Origin of the sequence: Rhizobium cauense, assembly GCF_019511525.1 — a bacterium.
Classification (GTDB): Bacteria; Pseudomonadota; Alphaproteobacteria; order Rhizobiales; family Rhizobiaceae; genus Rhizobium; species Rhizobium cauense.
The window spans coordinates 133,699-150,013 of the sequence record NZ_JAEUAT010000013.1 but is presented as its reverse complement, the minus strand read 5'-3'; the positions used below and the strand labels follow the sequence as shown (position 1 = coordinate 150,013).

Sequence of the window (16,315 nt, the reverse complement as noted above, 5' to 3'; positions counted from 1 at the left end):
CCGCCGGCGTGGGCCTTTCTGCTTGTATCGAAATGAACTGAATACCCCACTGTCGTCACCCCATCTCATCTCGTTCGACTCGAGCGGGCGTCGACGGGCCGACGCCCGGACGAGCACAATGGCACCTTCGTATTACATCCCAGAGACCGAAGTGCCAGTAATCCGCGATGCTAAGAGAATATCTGGAATTTCCGCAGGCTCTCATAGTCGGACCAGTTAATGCCGCTCAACGTCCCGAGGAGATTGAGGATGTTCGCAACTGGAAAGACCGTCAAACCTGCAGATGACAACTTGGGCGCCAGCGCGTCCGCCGAAGTCCGCCGTCTTCTAATGCACGCCCTGGACTGCTACCAGCATGATGGCGCGAACGCTGTTGAGCTGGTGACACGAGCATCTCGTATTCTCGTCGGGCATGACCCCACTGGCGACGATGATTTTTCAAGCGATGAACCGCCTGGTCGCGGCCTTGCCAGATGGCAGCGCTTGAAGGTCGAAGCGTACGTAGCTGGGCGACTGTCGAATTCAATTCCGATCGGCGATCTAGCTCGAGTGGCGAACCTGAGCACCAGCTACTTCTGCACCCTCTTCAAGACAACGTTCGGCCGCTCTCCTCACGCCTACGTGGCGGAGCAGCGAGTGGAATATGCGAAGCACTTGATGGAAGCGACAGACGCACCGCTTTCCCAAATCGCCCTCAGTTGTGGCTTAGCAGACCAGGCCCATCTCTCGCGTCTCTTCCGGCGGGTCGTTGGCGTGACCCCCAGTGCATGGCGTCGCCGGGTGCGGGTGACACCTGTCACTACACGCGCCGTCACAGGATGACTTTGCGCCCACACGATCGCCGCTTTTGCCTGAGTGATCGCCGCTCCTTGGAACCGGAACTCCTAGGAACCCAGCGAAGGAGGTTCAGACATGTTCAGACGCAACCGTTACACCGTCGCAAAGCCCTCGGCTGGAGGGTCTTATCTTACTGCGCTAGTCCTCGTTGGGCTCGTCTTGTATGCTGCAGTGGTTGTCGTGGTCATCCTGCAACGTGGCCCGGAAGCTACCGTAAAGGTATATGTTCCGATGGCAAGCGAACCTACACCAATGTCGGTTGATCGCGCTATTCTTTAGGGGGGCCGTGTGTGGGGGGCGTCTCGTCGCCCTCCGCGCTTGGCACCGGGACGCCACTCATTATCGCGGGTCATTGACGCAAAGCATCAACAGTGTGCGAGTGCTCCAACCGGAAAGCCGACCTTCCAGGCCATTGACCCTATACGGAGGTCTCAAAAAGCCAAGCGCCTGTACGATAGTCCGCAATAAGCCCGCACCGTAAACTGGCCTCTTGAACAAAACGAGAGGCAGGCCCATGAGCTACACCAGCTTCAACACGCTGCGAACGCAAGACGAAGCCAACGTTTCGATCCTTCGGTCACTCCGGCACATCGGTTTCCGCAAGTTGGAAATCCCGCCTGACTGTGAGCGCATCTCCGATGGCCCATCACTTTTCCATGAGCTCGCATATTGTGCCGCCGGACAGGTTTCGCTGCAGATCCGGGGGGACCATGGAGCATTTGAATCCTTCTCCGCAGGGAAAGGCGATCTGATTTTCATACCGGCTGGAACGAACTTCAGCATTTACAGCGCCGATGGCGAGACTGCGGCGTTAATATTGGCCATCGCCAGAGAAGGAGTGGACGTGAATGCGTTGCCGCTCGATCACCGTGGCGCCGAAGTTCTGGTAGTGGAAAAAGCCGTCAAGACCAGGCTCGAGCGCGCACCGGACGCACGTAACGAAAGAATTGAGCAAATGGTTGCTGTCGTGGACGAAGACGGGCATGTCGTCCTCTTCTTTGACCGGCGGCAATCCGATGTCGACGAGGATGACACGATCGGTGGGGTATTTGAACGCTCGGTGCTCGCCAGAGAATTTGGTGTCCGAGACGAAGAGCTACCTGATCTCTCGCTCAGCTTCTCGGAGACCGTAGTCATGAGAAGCAACTTTTCGCGGAACGTGCCAGTGCCTCTCGTCGCTCCGTAGGCGGCGCGGTCGGCTGGCTTTTTGATCGAAAAGGGATGTTTTGATATGATCTATGTGCTGATTTTCATCGGGGCTGGGGTCGGAGGAGTCCTCCGGCAGGTCGTCAATGTCGCGACCTCTAGGCTGTTTGCGCCCGGCTTTCCTTTCGGCACTCTCGCCGTCAACGTCGTGGGGTCCGCAGCGATGGGAGTTTTGGTCGCGCTCTTCGTTCTCAAAAGCGACCTTCCCCAAGAGCTGAAGGTGTTCCTTACGACCGGGGTTCTCGGAGGGTTCACTACGTTTTCGACCTTCTCCTTGGACTCGGTGGATCTTTGGCAACGAGGGCACGCTGGCCTCGCGATCTTCTACGTCGCGGCGTCGCTCGCGCTGTCACTCGCGGGACTTCTCTTTGGCATGCAGGTCGCCCGGACTTTGGCTTGATCTCGCAGTGAAGTTCGAGCGGCCCGGATAATTGCAATAGCCCTTCCATCCACGGACACCGAGACCAACGGAGTATGTGCCAGTTACCTAGGTCGAATTTTCTCGCGGTGGACCGACGAATATTATCCTTCTGCCTGCTCCAGAACTAGAGCGCGCGCCCAGTTAACCCCACGGCGCCTGATCTTTGGCTTCGTGTAGATCGGTATAAGGAAATTTACCATGAACCGCGCATTCAATTTCGCCGCCGCCGCTCTCATCTCGTCGATGGCGATCGCCGGCACCAGCTACGCCGACAGTCTCACCATGAACGACGGTCCGGAAATCGAACGTACACTTGTCACGTTCAACCAGCCTTTCGACGTCAAGTACCTCAACGACTACCAGAACCAGAAGGTCCAGCCCGATCCGCAGGACGGCGTACCACCGCGCACCGCAGAGGGTGTCAAGAACATCCAGGCCTCGATCAAGGCGAACAAGGCGCTGACCAAGAAGCTCGAAGCGAAGGGCATCAGCGTCAACAATGTTGTCAACGCCCAGCAGGCTGCGGATGGCAGCATGACATTCTTCATTAAATAGTTGCCTGAGCTGGCTCGCATCGCAGCCAGCGATGCGAGCCAGCGGCCCCGGCAATAGGTGCGAGCGACCAATCCAACGATCTTTCAGCGGCGATGCGTCACGGCGGCGAGGTTCTGAACGCTTCTCGCGGCCAAGAGTGCACATCGCAAGACCAGTGTGAGGATGTCATGGATCTCAAACTCGAGGGAAAGCGAGCATTGGTCACCGGCTCTACGGCGGGACTCGGAGAGGCCATTGTGAAGATGCTTGCCGCCGAGGGTGCGGCGGTCGTTGTACATGGCCGTGACGAGTCGCGTGCCCGGTCCATCGCATATGCGATCGCGGGTATGGGACAGGAGGCCGATTTCGCGGTGGGTGACCTCTCCACTGACGCTGGTGCCGACGCCGTAAGACAGCGAGTGGGCGGCGATGTCGATATTCTCGTCAATAATGCGGGAGCATATCGTCATCTGAGTTGGGAGACCGCAACCCCGCGTGAATGGGCAAGGACTTACGACGTGAATGTTCTCTCCGGAGTACGGATGGTCGAACGATTCGTGCCGCCCATGCGCGAACGCGGGTGGGGGCGCGTGATACAGATAGGCGGCGGTCTCGCTGGGCAACCGCTATCCGGCCTTCCAGACTATAGCGCCTCGCTTGCTGCCCGGCATAATCTGGCAGTCTCTTTGGCTCGCGAGCTACGGGATACAGGTGTCACCTCCAACATCGTTGCTCCCGGCGCGATCCTCGTGCCGGCGGTTCGTGCATTCTTTGAGGAGATCGCGCCAGAGAGAGGCTGGGGTGGCTCCTGGGACGAGATCGAACGAAACTCGGTAAGGGACATGGTGCCCAATGACGTCGGCCGACTAGGCCGTCCCGATGAGATCGCCGCTGCTGTCGCATTCCTTGCGAGCGAACATGCCGACTACATCAGCGGGGCGACGATCCGCGTGGATGGCGGCGCGATCCGGTCGGCGTTCTAGGTGTTGGGGGCTGCCATGAGGCTAATCGACAGCGCCTACATCGACGGGGCGGTCACGTCACTCGCGCGCGGGAGCGTCCTGATCAACGCCATCCGGCCCGACCTGCTCGCTCCGTTCGGCGGCGTCAAGCAGTCGGGAGTAGGACGGGAATTCGGAGTCGGTCTCGAAGCGTTCCTCGAGCCCAAGACGGAGATAATCGGATGACACGAACCTGGCTGATAACCGGTTGCTCCCGAGGACTCGGACACTCGCTGTCACGGGCGGTCCTCCGCGCAGGCGACAAGCTTCTGGCGACGGCACGGAGCGCTGAGGACCTGTCCGACCTGACCGATCAGTTCGGAGATAACGTGCTGGCGTTCAGCCTGGACGTCAGAGACGCGGACGCTGCCCATCGTGCGATAGCTATCGCCCAAGCCGCATATGGTCGACTGGATGTCGTCGTGAATAACGCCGGGTACGGCAACATCGCCTCGATCGAAGACATCCGGGCCGAGGATTTTCGGGCTCAGATCGAAACCAACTTCTGGGGAGTCGTTAACGTCACGAAAGCGGCGCTTCCGGTTATGCGGAGCCAAGGATCTGGTCATATCATTCAGTTGTCTTCGGTCGGCGGTCGGTTCGGCGTCGCTGGCCTGTGCGCTTATCAAGCCGCAAAGTTCGCTGTCTCCGGATTCTCAGAGGTGCTCTACCACGAGGTCGCACCGTTGGGGATCAAGGTCAGTATAATCGAGCCGGGTGCGTTCAGGACAGATTGGGCAGGCTCGTCCATGCGAATAGCCCCGACACAGCCCGCCTACGATGACACCGTGGGAGCCGTCGCGAGGCACGTTCGCGACATAACGGGAAAGCAACCAGGCGATCCGGAAAAGGCGGCGCAGGTCATTCTTGAGGTGGCGGGGATGAGCAATCCGCCACTGCACTTGCTCCTGGGTTCGGACGCCGTCGAGCTTGTCGGTGCGCATATGCGGGCGCTTTGCGCCTCCGATGCCAAATGGCGCTCGCTGAGCATCTCGACAGACTACAGGCCATAAGCACCCTCTCGGCCCACGCTAGTCAGACGGCCGTCTCCGAGTCATTGTCTCCAACTGCAAAGGAAAGCAGATGAGTGAAAATCGTCCCCCACTTCCTCCCTTCACTCTGGAAACCGCCAGGCAGAAAGTCCGCGGTGCCGAGGATGGCTGGAATAGCTGCGATCCGGAACGGGTTTCCTTGGTCTACACTCCGGATTCCGTATGGCGAAATCGAGCCGAATTCGTAACGGGTCGAGCGGACATCGTAGAGTTTCTTCAGCGCAAGTGGGCCCGGGAACTGGAATATCGGCTGATAAAGGAATTGTGGGCGTTCACGGACAATCGCATTGCCGTCCGCTTCGCCTACGAATGGCACGACGACGCCGGAAACTGGTTTCGGTCATATGGAAACGAGAATTGGGAATTCGCGCCCAATGGCCTGATGCAGCGCCGGATCGCCTCCATTAACGATCTGCCCATCAAAAGCGACGAACGAAAGTACCACTGGGATAGAAGCGGTCCGAGGCCACAGGGCCATCCTGGTCTGTCCGACCTAGGACTTTAAAGCTGCCGCGAACAACGCGTGTTTCGGAGCTCGACAGCTCCGAAACACTTGCTGCATTGCTCCCCGAGTTGGAGACGAGCTCGCTTCTCGACGCGAACTGTCGGACGGAAATGGTGCGTTCCTATCGGGTCGCGACACTCAGGTCGGAAATCGATCTCGCGGATCTCATGGAGCCGCTGCTCGTAGACCGAAATTCAAGCATCCCGTGGCGTCACCACAACCGTTGCGCTGGTAGAGCCTCCTGCGCTGCACTCCGAGCAGGCGCTTGCGAACCGATTTTTCAACATTGGCCCGCACCAGAAATGTAGATGCAATTCATGGCGAGGTCCTTCGCCCAAAGTTCCGGGCTTCCACACGTCGTCACCTCAGTGGGCGTTGAAGCGGATGTGCAATAGAAGCTCGGTCCACCCACTCCCGTCTCCTGTCCTTGCTCTCCGAGGTATCCCTCCGTTTTGATGCAGAGCAGGAGCGCACCTATATTCTTCAGCTCAGTCTTCACTCCTTCGCAGGCAGCGGTCGCTAGCCTTGCAGCTTGATGGCCCCGTGGCGCCATCACGACCCATCGCTTCTACAGACGCGGGGATGCTGCACACAGCGGCGAGGAAGCCTGCGGATGCTTCGGCAGAACGACGTCGAGGGTATGCCGATGTAGCCTATAGCGATCCGGCTTGTTTTTTAATCCTCGTCAAATTCAAGAGATGCCCGACGCAAGATCAGGCGGTCCAAAAGGACCTGCTGCTCTTGAATTCTGTCATTGGCCAGTTCCTCATCCGCTGGACCACTCACTGCTGCTGCTAACTCAATGAGAACCCGGAGGTTCTCTTCGACGTCGGCTATGCGTTGGTCGAGTTCGCTTCGAGTCAACATCTCGCTCATGGCTTTCTCCTATGACTTGGCTTGCCTAGTCACTTCCGCGACGGGCTGTTCGACTGGGGTGTGCAGTTGCGGCTTACGTGCAAAACCTACTTGGTCGCTTGATCATGGGTCGGTTCTCCTAGAGAAACCGTCTCGCTCTTCGTGGCTACGGGCGTAAAGGAAACATGACCATCGTTGCGCGCCTGCATCCAGTAGCCAGCCGCCACGAAGATGGAACCGCCAACAAGATTGCCGGCGGTGACCCAGAGCAGATTGTGGGCCGCACCCGTCAAGGAAACAGTAGCGGGGTGTTCGCCCAGTAGAGCCATGGCGAAGGTGAACATGTTCGCCACGGAATGCTCATAACCCGCGGCTACAAAAATGGTGATCGGCCAGAAGATCAACATGACCTTCGCTGCAGCGTTATCAGTGCGCGCCGCCATCCAAATTGCTAGACAGACTAGCCAGTTACATAAAATTCCACGTGCAAATAGTTGTTCCGGGGCGGCGGCCATCTTGGCTGTGACGACCGAAAAAAACTCCGAACTGCCGTCACCCAGAAGCACGCCTCCACCCGCAAGATGGAACAGCGAAGCCAAAAGGATTGCGCCGAGCAGGTTGCCCACCCACGACGATACCCAGACTGCAAACATGTCGTAGACTCCTGATCGACCTGACAACACCGCGAGCGGCATATACATGGCTGTTCCGGTGAAAAGCTCAGATCCGGCGAACACGACGATCGTAAGAGCTGACGAGAAAACAACACCCATAACAAGATGGATCCACGCCGGGTCGACGTGGGCGGCAACTGTGAACATGATGATGTCGCCGAAGCCGATGTAGGCGCCTGCCATCACTGCCCCGATGAGGAACGCGATGAAATTGTGTCGGACGGCGTGGGCCTTTTCCGCGCCGGCGACTGCGAAGTTTGCAATGGTGTCGGCGTACATGGCGCGGGGCTCCGTGATGCGTGCTGATGCAAAACTACCGGCCGCTGCTTCGGTTGGTTACTACACGTTGGTGTGCGTTCACCCGGCATTTCGTCGATGTCGCCCCTGCGTCCAGCAAGGGAGCCACCGCTTAATCCCGCCTGTACGTAGGTACAAGACAGACTGACCTAGCAGTGAATATCCGCGGCGCCGCGGGCGGCATAGGCTGGCACCATTGTCAGCGGCACCCAGTCGACAGGCGGTACGCTGATACCTCGACAACCCGCAATCTTAGCCGTGGCCGCCTTTCAGTCCGCCACCTACCCAAGGAATTTCGTCTTGACCAACAACAACTCCCTCACGAAGATCGAACGCTCAGCGCTCGCCACCCCCACCGACCTGTCAACAAACGCCACAACGGACGTCGCGGCAGCCCTGACGGCTCTCCTTGCCGATGTCTTCGCTCTCTACTTCAAGACAAAGAACTTCCACTGGCACATGTCTGGCCCGCATTTTCGCGACTACCACCTTATGTTAGATGAGCAGGGCGAGCAGATATTCGCGATGACGGACGACATTGCAGAACGGGCCCGAAAGATCGGCGGAACCACTCTTCGCTCGTTAGGTCATGCATCGCGGCTGCAGCGGCTTCTCGACAACGACGCTGAATTTGTAACGCCCGAGGACATGCTGGCGGAACTGAGGGATGACAACGAGCAGCTCGTTGCGGTCCTGCGCGAGGTGCATGTGCTTGCCTCCGACTACGACGACGCCGCCACCACGAGTCTGGTCGAGAATTGGATCGATCAAGCCGAGCGCCGCACCTGGTTCCTTTTCGAAGCGACGCGCCGCTAAAGCCGCCACATTTAGCGATTGAACAAAACAACTCAAAGGTATGACAATGTTCAAAGTTCTCATTTTCTCCGCCTCGCTGGCGGCCATCTCGATAGCTTCTATCGCCCCCTCGAACGCGGCCGAACGCATTGAAGTAGGGTCGTTAGACTGCGACGTCGCGGCCGGCGTCGGCGTGATCATCGGTGCCCAGCAGGAGGCACGCTGCACGTTCAGACCCTCTGCCGGAGGTCCAACCGAGCAATACTCAGGAAGGATCGATGAGTTCGGCATCGACATCGGCAGAATAAAGGCCGCCAAGATGGCCTGGCTTGTCTACGCGCCAACCAACAAGGACAGGGCCGCACTGGCGGGAACCTATTCCGGTGTGACTGCCGACGTGGCGGTTGGCATCGGACTGGGAGCCGATGTTCTCGTCGGCGGCCTGAACGGCACGATTTCCCTCCAGCCAATCTCCGTAAAGGCAGAGGAGGGCGTGAACATCGCGGTGGGCGTGACTTCCCTGACACTTCGAGCATCCAAGTAGGTCTCTCAGGCGGCCTGGTTCGCAAGGCCGCGGGCAACATTGTGCGTTGGTGAGCTTCGCTCTCGAAGCCAAAGCCCGGCGCCAAGATCCAGCATGGACGCGAGGTCATCATGGGCGTCATCGATCGGGTTCACAGTTTTCGGCAGCAGGCGCCTGCACCAAGTCCGGAGTCTTCCGCCGTTGGGCAGTCTGACGGCGAAGGCAGCAACGGTCCCAAGAGGTCGAGGGCCCCGTTCTACGGAGCGGCGCTGCTTGTCGTCGCAGGGCTGGCGGGATATGCGGTGTGGCAGTATTGGACGGTATGGCGACTCGAGGAATCAACCGACGACGCCTACGTGCAGGCGGACATCATTCCGATCGCACCACAGGTCGCGGGTTACATCGACAACGTCTTTGTCAACGACAACCAGGCGGTGAGGGCAGGCGACGTCTTGGCGACGATCGATCCCCGTGGCTATCAGGACGCATTGAATCAAGCGAAGGCCGATGTCGCTCAAGCAGAAGCGAACATCTCGCAGATCACCGCTCAACTGAGTGAGCAGAGCGCGCTAATCGAAGAAGCTCAAGCCACGCTAAGAACCGACCAGGCCTCCGACGTCTACGCCCAGCAGAATAGGGAGAGGTTCGGGGCGCTGCAGAAAAGCGGTTCCGGCTCCTTGCAGGAGGCGCAGCAGACGCTAGCCCAGGCAGATTCGAGCGAAGCCATCGTTGCCCGGGATCAGGCAGCGCTCGAGGCCGCCACAAAGCAAGTGGATACCCTACAAGCCGGGCTGGCGGAGGCCAAGGCGACATTGGCCCACAACCGTGCAGCGCTCGCGCAAGCGCAGCTAAATCTAGGCTATACGACGCTGCGAGCTCCGACCAACGGCGTTATCGGCTCGAGGATGGCCAGGGTAGGCCTATTCGCGCAACCGGGGCAGCAGCTCATGGCGGTGGTGCCCGTCACCGCGGCCTACGTGGTGGCCAATTTCAAGGAGACCCAGTTGGCCAGAATAAGGTCGGGCCAGCCAGTCGAGATCGACGTGGATGCATTCGCGGACAGGCCGATCCGCGGCTACGTCAACAGCATTGCGCCAGCGAGCGGACAGGAGTTTTCACTCCTTCCTCCGGACAATGCGACCGGCAACTTCACAAAGATTGTGCAGCGTGTCCCCGTCAAGATCAGCATCGACAGAGGCGATCCGCTTGCAGGCCGACTTCTTCCGGGCATGTCGGTGACGGCAACCATCAAGGTCGTGTCTGATGACAGACCCGGGCAGTCCGTCGGGAAGGACGGAGTCTCCCGGCCATGACCAGCGCTGTCGGAGCGGCGAAAGGAAGCGCGAGCCTCCGAGACTGGATCTCGGTGGCCGGATGCATGATTGGCGCGCTGATTGCCGTCCTCGACATTCAGGTCACCAACTCCTCGCTGCCCGAGATCGAGGGAGGCATCGGGACTGGATCCGAAAACGGAACTTGGATTTCCACCTCGTACCTGATCGGCGAGATCATCATGATCCCGCTGACCGATTTTTTCAGCCGGATCTTCTCTTTCCGAAGGTTCCTGCTTGGCTGCCTGGGGCTATTCCTCATCTTTTCCGTAGGGTGCGCCTTCGCCTCGAATCTTACAGAGATGATCGTCCTCCGGGGGCTTCAAGGTTTCACCGGAGGGGTGATGATTCCAATGGCCTTCACGCGAGTGTTGACAACCATCCCGCTGCGTCAACAGCCGGTGGGGCTCGCCGCCTTCGCCCTTACGGCAACCTTCGGTCCAGCGATCGGCCCCACGATCGGCGGCTATCTCACCGAAAATTACGGCTGGCAGTATATCTTCTTCATCAACCTAATACCTGGCGCAATAATGTTTGCGCTGCTTCATCCCACGCTCGAACGGCGCGAGATGAATTTGCCGCTCCTGAAGGAGGGGGACTGGCTCGGCATCGCTTTCATGGCGATCGGGCTGGGGGCGCTACAGACAGTTCTGGACGAAGGCAACCAGGACGGCTGGTTCGGATCCACCCATATTGTCCATCTTTCCATACTCTCGGGGTTCTGCCTGACGGTGTTTGTATTCATCGAACTCCGCGTTCAAAAACCTGCCGTGCAGCTTCGGTTGCTCCGGATGCGCAATTTCGGCCTGGGCACGCTTGCGAACGTCCTCGTAGGCTTTGCACTGTTCGGATCCATTTACGTTCTACCGGCCTACCTGACCGAAGTGCAGGGATACAACGCCGAACAGACCGGTATCGTCCTTGCATGGGCGGGCATGCCTCAGCTTCTGATCATACCGCTCGTCCCCATCCTGCAGCGCTATTTCGACTACCGGGCGATTGTCTGCACAGGCTTGGCGATCTTCGCAGCAAGCTGCCTGCTTAACACCCACCTGAGCTTCAACGACGGCGGCAGCGAATTCATGATGACCAACATCGTCCGCGCAATCGGGCAGGCGATCCTCATCGCTCCGCTCGTTTCGATCGCCATGGTCGGCATGCCCAAGGAACATGCCGCCGCGGCATCTGGGCTGTTCAACATGATGCGAAGCCTGGGCGGCGCCGTGGGAACGGCCGTGCTCGCCACCGTTATCACGAGACGGGAGGAGTACCATTCTAACATCATCGGACAATCGGTCACGCCTTACGGCTACACGGTCGGCGAGTTTCTCACCAACATGCAAGCCTACTTTCTGCAGCACGGCGCAGGCACCGCCGCTTACGCTCGCCATCAGGCCGAGATCGTCCTCGCAAACCTGATAGCCCAGCAGTCGTTCATAATGGCGATCTCCGACGCGTTCTATGTCATGGGCGTCGTCGTCCTAACGGCGGCGGTCATTGTCGTCCTTACGCGCAGCGGTCCAAAACAACGGAAAGGTTGAGCACATGTCCCTGCAAATTAAGCGAATCTATCAGCCCGCGAGCCCGCTCGACGGTGACAGGATTCTGGTCGACAGACTTTGGCCCCGCGGCGTCTCGAAAAAGGCTGCGCACCTCGATTCTTGGCTGAAGGACGTCGCGCCTACGCCGGAACTGCGGGAATGGTTCGATCACAGAGCTGACAGGTGGGAGGAATTCCGAACGCGGTATCGGGCGGAACTCCTTCGCAATCCCGCATTTGCCAACCTCTGCAAGTTCATCGCCGCCCACGACGTAACTTTGCTCTATGGCGCCAAGGATCCTAACCACAACCATGCCCTCGTTCTGGCTGAGGCTGTGGAGGCTGCGCTTCACCTGAAGCACCTGTCGCCCGGGTGACTGATCCGAAGGTATAGGTTTCCCGAGCCAATGTGCAATTCACGCCGCATCACCGTGTCCGTAGGCTAGGCGCTTTAATGAAGTTCAAAGGCCCGCCGACATGCTGCAGAAAATCCTCGTCGTTTGCCTGACGATTGCCGCTATTTCGGCGACGCCGACAGCAGCGGTTGCGGGCATGGGTCAGATCATCCCGTTTACCGGGTCTGAGGTGTCCCTGTCGTTCTCCTACGATGTCGACCTGGCGGGCTCGCACTTCGAGCTGCGTGACAGCGCGAACCGGGAGCTGCCTTGTTCCAATGCAAAGCAGGATGCCACCGAAGGCGAGATCGTCGTACCCACGAATGCAAGGCTTGATCCTGGAAGCTACACGTTGACCTGGAAGGCCCTGATCCCCAATGGCGGCTGGGACGAGGGGAGCCTTGCGTTCGAGGTCGCTGAGTGATGTGTGGCCATTCATGCGGGATTGGGTAGCAGATGCTACCAGGCCCTCGCTCCCTCTTCTTCACATTCATGTAACTGGTCATCCCTTGCATAAATCATTTCATATGATATGAAATGACATTGTTGGGAGTGAGCGATGACCACGTTGTATTATGAAGACTTGGAAATACCATCGAAGTTCGTGAGCACAGGCCGCACGGTAACCGATGCAGATGCAACGGTCTTCTGCATGATTTCCGGAGATTGGAACCCGCTACACTGTGACGACGAGTATGCCAGGACGACCCGCTTCGGGCGTCGGGTGGTGGGCGGGATCTTCGGCATCACACTTCTGACAGGAATGTTCACTCGCTGGGGAGTGTTCGAACTGTCAGCAGTTGCAATGCTGTCCATCGACAAATGGGAATTCAAGGCGCCCATCCTCATCGGCGACACCCTCCACGCGGAGATGGTGCTGACTGGAAAGCGCCTGACCAGCAAAGGTGACTTCGGAATTGTCGAGCGCGAGTTTTCCCTGATCAATCAGGACGGCACTCTCGTGCAGCGCGGCACTTCGCCGATGATGATCGCTCTCCGACCACAGGCATAGCGAATTCGATCGCGGCCATCGGCCGCGCCTTCAAAGATCACCAGACAAACAGGGGAGTGACATGACTTTTTCAGTTGCTATACGACATTTATGCCTTGGAGAAGCGCTCGACCAGGCAGTCCTTCACTGGCCGGACCGGATCGGCTGGGTTTTTGACGAGGCGCGGGTCAGCTTCCGAGAAATGCAAAGGCGGTCTGACGCTCTAGCACGGGCGCTCCTCGCTCATGGCATCAAAAAGGGGGACACGGTGGCAATTTGGACACCGAACCTCCCTGAATTCGCCTATTGCCAGTTTGCATGCGCTAAAGTCGGGGCGGTCATCGTTGCAATCAATACGCGCTTCAAGACGTTTGAACTCGGCCACGTCCTGAAGCATTCGCAAGCTCGAATCCTGATCATGGTCGAGCGCTTCCTAAAGCACGATTTTGTGAGCACCTTGTCCGATCTGGCTGGCGATTGGGTTCCGGAGGATTCCGGACGGTTTCAGAGCGCCAATCTTCCACATCTCGAGAGAGTGATTTCCTTAGGTTCGGTCCAGGCCGAAGGCTTCATGGCATTTAAGGATTTCGAGAACTCCGGCGAGATTGTCAGCCAGGAACGGCTGATGCAGAGGCAGTCCGAGCAACACTTCGATGATCCCGTTATTCTGCAATATACCTCCGGGACGACGGCGCTTCCAAAGGGAGCCCTCTGCAGCCATCGGTACGCTCTCAATTTCGGCGTGGAATTCACACTCCGTACAGGACTAAAGCCGGGCGAGCCGTTTCTGAACACCCAGCCCTTCTACCACGTGGGAGGCTCGTGTGGAGCCATCCCGCTGCCTCTTACACTCGGCGGGGCTGTAGTAAGTGCAGAATACTACGAGGTGGAGCGCATCCTCTCCCTGATCGAGCGGGAACGATGTGTTTCACGGTCAGGCTATGGCGCCATGTACATCATGGAGATGAACCATGAGCGTTTCAGGGACTACGACCTGTCCTCCCTCCGCGGCGGATGGTGCGTGGGCACGCCCGCATTGATGGAACGCGTCCGCGACGCATTCGACATGCCGGACCTTGTCCAGATATACGGGGCGACCGAAGGCGGCGGCGCCGGGGGCGACTATCGCCAGAGCTGGGACGTTCGCGCCTCCACTTGCGGTACCGCAGTCACTGGCAGTGAGCTTGCGATTTTCGATCCCGAAACCAACGAGCGCCTGACGGCTGACGAGATCGGCGAAATTCGCATCAACGGTTGGTGGCGAATGAACGGCTACCTGAGGCAGCCGCTGGAAACGGCCAAGGCCATGGACAATGAAGGCTGGATCCACACCGGTGACCTCGGAGCGCTTGATGCGGAAGGCAACCTCCGATTCGTGGGCCGGCTTAAAGACATGCTGAAGATTGGCGGCGAGAACGTGTCGGCGGAGGAAGTCGAGGCTGTTTTGCTACAAAATCCTCACATCAAACAGGTTGCAGTCATAGGCGCTCCCGACGATCGGCTCTCGGAAGTCGTTATGGCAATTGTGGAGCTGAAGGAGGGAGCAGAACTGGACGAAGCCGAGGTGATCCGTTTTTGCTCAGGTACGGTCGCCAATTTCAGAGTACCGAGATACGTCCGGTTTACGCGCGAGTGGCCCCTCACGGGCAGCGGCAAGATACAGAAGCACCTGCTGCGTGAAATCTTCCTCGAAGAGTTCCAGTCAAGGAAGGCTGGCTAGATGGAAAACCGCCCACGGACCACCAGGGACACTGAGACATATTGGGCGGCCGCCCGCGATGGCCGCCTTGTCTTCCAGAAATGTCGATGCTGCGAGGCGCCTGTCTTTCATCCGCGACCGGCATGTCCTTACTGTCTGTCTGATGATCTCGAATGGACGCAGTCGCAAGGCAATGGCTCTATCTATTCGTTCACCACACAGTACATCCCGCTTCGACAAACGGATACCCCCTTCAACCCAATCGTCTTGGGCATAGTGAGCCTCGATGAAGGCTTTCACATGTTCACTGAGATCAAGCCACCCGCCCTCGACAGCGTCGTCGAAATCGGACAGCGGGTCCGAGTTTGGTTCGATGATCTCGGCAACGGCGTCACGCTTCCGAAATTCAAGGTGTTGTCATGAGCCAAATGCGTGACATTAGAGGAAAGGCAGCCATTGTCGGTTTCGGCGATAGCTATTGCAAGAAGGACGAGCGCAAGACTGCGATGCGGCTCGCTTCTGAAGCGACTCGGAAAGCGATCGAGGACGCGGGTCTGGAGAAGGACGACATTGATGGCTTGTTGTTCGGACGTGCCCCGATGTCGGACATGCGCCAGCAATATAACAATATCTTCGCTGCCAATCTGAACATCACCCCCACCTACGCCTCCGAAATCACGATCCACGCGGCTGGCATGAACTCGATGCTCAAGCACGCTGCGCTCGCGGTAACAAGCGGGGCCGCCCGCTTTGTCCTTTGCGTGGGCGCGGATGCAGCGGCGGGGATGACGGACGCAAGGGTGGGTATCAGCAGTATCGACGCTGATCCTGAATTCGAACAGCCGTACAGGCCGATCATTCCTGCCATCTACGCACAGATCGCCTGCCGCCTCATGCACGAGTTCGATGTGACCGAGGAAGACTTGGCATCCGTCGCGGTCCAGTGCCAGGAGTGGGCCACCCATCATCCTTTTGCAGCCAAGGGAAGCAAGGGAATCATCACTGTCGAAGAAGTGATGGCGTCGCCTCTGATCGCCTCGCCGCTGCGTCTCTGGCATTGCGCGACATGGGGGCCGCCAGGCACGGCCGGCGCATACATCGTAACAACGTCGGAGATCGCCAGACAGCTCACCGAAACCCCCATCTATCTGCTCGGTGCGGGTGAGTGCTCGACACACGATTATCTGACCGATCGGATGTCCTTGCGGTCAAGTCGCCTTCCACTCGGCAAGCTTCCCAACATTACCGAAACGGGATGCGGAATTGCCGCTCAGAAGGCGTACGACATGGCTGGTCTGGGACCTAACGAAATGGACCTGCTCCAGACGGCCTCCCAGTTTGCGCACGTAGAACTGATGAGCCTCAGCCAGCTCGGCTATGTGGCCATGGAAGAGGCTGGGTCCTTCGTCAGGTCTGGAGCGACAGGCCCGGGAGGAGAGCGCCCCACAAACACCAATGGAGGTTGGCTTTCATTTGGTCAGCCCGGCGTCTCATGCGTCATGGACAGCATGATGGAGGCGATCAGGCAGTTGCGGGGCCAAGCTCTCGGCCTTCAAGTCGAGACGCCTACGACCGCGTTGGTTCACGCTCTCGGCGGTATGATGGCCTGCCATAGCGTGTCCATCCTCTCTCGGGAGGCTTAGCCGTGTGCTCCATGGT

General features: G+C 58.6%; 20 protein-coding genes and 1 pseudogene. 19 read left to right on the top strand and 2 right to left on the bottom strand.

Features of this window, described 5'->3' with window-relative positions; translation table 11 throughout:
* The first annotated feature begins 249 nt into the window (after positions 1 to 249).
* The 9 genes and pseudogenes from JNB88_RS22750 (at position 250) to JNB88_RS22710 (ending at position 5,556) form a co-directional block, all read left to right on the top strand.
* Positions 250 to 822 (top strand): helix-turn-helix domain-containing protein, encoded by a 573-nt coding sequence (locus JNB88_RS22750; protein ID WP_220357389.1) that lies wholly within the window; start codon positions 250 to 252, stop codon positions 820 to 822.
* A gap of 90 nt (positions 823 to 912) precedes the next feature.
* Positions 913 to 1,116: a hypothetical protein gene (locus JNB88_RS22745; RefSeq protein WP_220357388.1), complete on the top strand. Its 204-nt coding sequence runs from the start codon at positions 913 to 915 to the stop codon at positions 1,114 to 1,116.
* Between the two features lie 235 nt (positions 1,117 to 1,351).
* Complete coding sequence (locus tag JNB88_RS22740; RefSeq protein WP_220357387.1) at positions 1,352 to 2,023, top strand: cupin domain-containing protein; 672 nt, start codon at positions 1,352 to 1,354, stop codon at positions 2,021 to 2,023.
* Between the two features lie 45 nt (positions 2,024 to 2,068).
* Positions 2,069 to 2,443, top strand: a complete 375-nt coding sequence (gene crcB / locus JNB88_RS22735; RefSeq protein WP_220357386.1) for a fluoride efflux transporter CrcB — start codon at positions 2,069 to 2,071, stop codon at positions 2,441 to 2,443.
* 219 nt (positions 2,444 to 2,662) lie between these two features.
* Positions 2,663 to 3,019: a hypothetical protein gene (locus JNB88_RS22730; RefSeq protein ID WP_220357385.1), complete on the top strand. Its 357-nt coding sequence runs from the start codon at positions 2,663 to 2,665 to the stop codon at positions 3,017 to 3,019.
* A 167-nt stretch (positions 3,020 to 3,186) separates the two neighbouring features.
* Positions 3,187 to 3,981 carry an SDR family NAD(P)-dependent oxidoreductase gene (locus tag JNB88_RS22725; RefSeq protein ID WP_220357384.1) on the top strand — a complete coding sequence of 265 codons (795 nt, stop codon included), beginning with the start codon at positions 3,187 to 3,189 and terminating at the stop codon, positions 3,979 to 3,981.
* Between the two features lie 60 nt (positions 3,982 to 4,041).
* A pseudogene (locus JNB88_RS22720) lies at positions 4,042 to 4,185 on the top strand (aldehyde dehydrogenase family protein); the annotation flags it as partial.
* The gene (locus tag JNB88_RS22715) at positions 4,182 to 5,012 is read left to right on the top strand and encodes an oxidoreductase (RefSeq protein ID WP_220357383.1); all 831 of its coding nucleotides are present in this window, start codon (positions 4,182 to 4,184) and stop codon (positions 5,010 to 5,012) included. The pseudogene JNB88_RS22720 and the gene JNB88_RS22715, both read left to right, overlap by 4 nt.
* 70 nt (positions 5,013 to 5,082) lie before the next feature.
* Positions 5,083 to 5,556: a nuclear transport factor 2 family protein gene (locus JNB88_RS22710; RefSeq protein WP_220357382.1), complete on the top strand. Its 474-nt coding sequence runs from the start codon at positions 5,083 to 5,085 to the stop codon at positions 5,554 to 5,556.
* 675 nt (positions 5,557 to 6,231) lie between these two features.
* On the opposite strand, the gene JNB88_RS22705 is transcribed toward JNB88_RS22710, so the two are convergent.
* Positions 6,232 to 6,432 (bottom strand): hypothetical protein, encoded by a 201-nt coding sequence (locus JNB88_RS22705; protein WP_220357381.1) that lies wholly within the window; start codon positions 6,430 to 6,432, stop codon positions 6,232 to 6,234.
* Positions 6,433 to 6,518: 86 nt separating this feature from the next.
* Positions 6,519 to 7,364, bottom strand: a complete 846-nt coding sequence (locus tag JNB88_RS22700) for a formate/nitrite transporter family protein (protein WP_220357380.1) — start codon at positions 7,362 to 7,364, stop codon at positions 6,519 to 6,521.
* 318 nt (positions 7,365 to 7,682) lie between these two features.
* On the opposite strand from JNB88_RS22700, the gene JNB88_RS22695 reads away from it, so the two are divergent.
* The 10 genes from JNB88_RS22695 (at position 7,683) to JNB88_RS22650 (ending at position 16,299) form a co-directional block, all read left to right on the top strand.
* Positions 7,683 to 8,198: a Dps family protein gene (locus JNB88_RS22695; RefSeq protein WP_222858105.1), complete on the top strand. Its 516-nt coding sequence runs from the start codon at positions 7,683 to 7,685 to the stop codon at positions 8,196 to 8,198.
* 46 nt (positions 8,199 to 8,244) lie between these two features.
* Positions 8,245 to 8,721: a DUF992 domain-containing protein gene (locus tag JNB88_RS22690; protein ID WP_220357379.1), complete on the top strand. Its 477-nt coding sequence runs from the start codon at positions 8,245 to 8,247 to the stop codon at positions 8,719 to 8,721.
* A 110-nt stretch (positions 8,722 to 8,831) separates the two neighbouring features.
* Complete coding sequence (locus JNB88_RS22685) at positions 8,832 to 10,013, top strand: HlyD family secretion protein (RefSeq protein WP_220357378.1); 1,182 nt, start codon at positions 8,832 to 8,834, stop codon at positions 10,011 to 10,013.
* Positions 10,010 to 11,572 carry a DHA2 family efflux MFS transporter permease subunit gene (locus JNB88_RS22680; RefSeq protein WP_220357377.1) on the top strand — a complete coding sequence of 521 codons (1,563 nt, stop codon included), beginning with the start codon at positions 10,010 to 10,012 and terminating at the stop codon, positions 11,570 to 11,572. The genes JNB88_RS22685 and JNB88_RS22680 overlap by 4 nt, the downstream gene beginning before the upstream one ends.
* A gap of 4 nt (positions 11,573 to 11,576) precedes the next feature.
* Entirely contained in the window at positions 11,577 to 11,948 is a 372-nt protein-coding gene (locus JNB88_RS22675) for a DUF488 domain-containing protein (protein WP_220357376.1), read from the top strand.
* A gap of 100 nt (positions 11,949 to 12,048) precedes the next feature.
* Positions 12,049 to 12,390: a copper resistance protein CopC gene (locus tag JNB88_RS22670; RefSeq protein ID WP_220357375.1), complete on the top strand. Its 342-nt coding sequence runs from the start codon at positions 12,049 to 12,051 to the stop codon at positions 12,388 to 12,390.
* 135 nt (positions 12,391 to 12,525) lie between these two features.
* A complete protein-coding gene (locus JNB88_RS22665) occupies positions 12,526 to 12,978 on the top strand; it encodes a MaoC/PaaZ C-terminal domain-containing protein (protein ID WP_220357374.1) in 453 nt (150 codons plus the stop codon).
* Between the two features lie 61 nt (positions 12,979 to 13,039).
* Complete coding sequence (locus JNB88_RS22660; protein ID WP_220357373.1) at positions 13,040 to 14,677, top strand: AMP-binding protein; 1,638 nt, start codon at positions 13,040 to 13,042, stop codon at positions 14,675 to 14,677.
* Entirely contained in the window at positions 14,678 to 15,079 is a 402-nt protein-coding gene (locus tag JNB88_RS22655; RefSeq protein ID WP_220357372.1) for a Zn-ribbon domain-containing OB-fold protein, read from the top strand.
* On the top strand, positions 15,076 to 16,299 hold the full coding sequence (locus JNB88_RS22650) for a thiolase family protein (RefSeq protein ID WP_220357371.1): 1,224 nt from the start codon (positions 15,076 to 15,078) through the stop codon (positions 16,297 to 16,299). The genes JNB88_RS22655 and JNB88_RS22650 overlap by 4 nt, the downstream gene beginning before the upstream one ends.
* Positions 16,300 to 16,315 lie beyond the last annotated feature (16 nt).

Excerpts from the sequence above, each read along its gene's own strand:
- JNB88_RS22675 (WP_220357376.1), top strand. The coding sequence starts at position 11,577 with ATGTCCCTGCAAATTAAGCGAATCTATCAGCCCGCGAGCCCGCTCGAC.
- JNB88_RS22740 (WP_220357387.1), top strand. The coding sequence starts at position 1,352 with ATGAGCTACACCAGCTTCAACACGCTGCGAACGCAAGACGAAGCCAAC.
- JNB88_RS22665 (WP_220357374.1), top strand. The coding sequence starts at position 12,526 with ATGACCACGTTGTATTATGAAGACTTGGAAATACCATCGAAGTTCGTG.
- JNB88_RS22700 (WP_220357380.1), bottom strand. The coding sequence starts at position 7,364 with ATGTACGCCGACACCATTGCAAACTTCGCAGTCGCCGGCGCGGAAAAG.
- JNB88_RS22685 (WP_220357378.1), top strand. The coding sequence starts at position 8,832 with ATGGGCGTCATCGATCGGGTTCACAGTTTTCGGCAGCAGGCGCCTGCA.
- JNB88_RS22750 (WP_220357389.1), top strand. The coding sequence starts at position 250 with ATGTTCGCAACTGGAAAGACCGTCAAACCTGCAGATGACAACTTGGGC.
- JNB88_RS22715 (WP_220357383.1), top strand. The coding sequence starts at position 4,182 with ATGACACGAACCTGGCTGATAACCGGTTGCTCCCGAGGACTCGGACAC.
- JNB88_RS22660 (WP_220357373.1), top strand. The coding sequence starts at position 13,040 with ATGACTTTTTCAGTTGCTATACGACATTTATGCCTTGGAGAAGCGCTC.
- JNB88_RS22680 (WP_220357377.1), top strand. The coding sequence starts at position 10,010 with ATGACCAGCGCTGTCGGAGCGGCGAAAGGAAGCGCGAGCCTCCGAGAC.
- JNB88_RS22650 (WP_220357371.1), top strand. The coding sequence starts at position 15,076 with ATGAGCCAAATGCGTGACATTAGAGGAAAGGCAGCCATTGTCGGTTTC.
- JNB88_RS22655 (WP_220357372.1), top strand. The coding sequence starts at position 14,678 with ATGGAAAACCGCCCACGGACCACCAGGGACACTGAGACATATTGGGCG.
- JNB88_RS22725 (WP_220357384.1), top strand. The coding sequence starts at position 3,187 with ATGGATCTCAAACTCGAGGGAAAGCGAGCATTGGTCACCGGCTCTACG.
- JNB88_RS22705 (WP_220357381.1), bottom strand. The coding sequence starts at position 6,432 with ATGAGCGAGATGTTGACTCGAAGCGAACTCGACCAACGCATAGCCGAC.
- crcB (WP_220357386.1), top strand. The coding sequence starts at position 2,069 with ATGATCTATGTGCTGATTTTCATCGGGGCTGGGGTCGGAGGAGTCCTC.
- JNB88_RS22730 (WP_220357385.1), top strand. The coding sequence starts at position 2,663 with ATGAACCGCGCATTCAATTTCGCCGCCGCCGCTCTCATCTCGTCGATG.
- JNB88_RS22745 (WP_220357388.1), top strand. The coding sequence starts at position 913 with ATGTTCAGACGCAACCGTTACACCGTCGCAAAGCCCTCGGCTGGAGGG.
- JNB88_RS22710 (WP_220357382.1), top strand. The coding sequence starts at position 5,083 with ATGAGTGAAAATCGTCCCCCACTTCCTCCCTTCACTCTGGAAACCGCC.
- JNB88_RS22670 (WP_220357375.1), top strand. The coding sequence starts at position 12,049 with ATGCTGCAGAAAATCCTCGTCGTTTGCCTGACGATTGCCGCTATTTCG.
- JNB88_RS22690 (WP_220357379.1), top strand. The coding sequence starts at position 8,245 with ATGTTCAAAGTTCTCATTTTCTCCGCCTCGCTGGCGGCCATCTCGATA.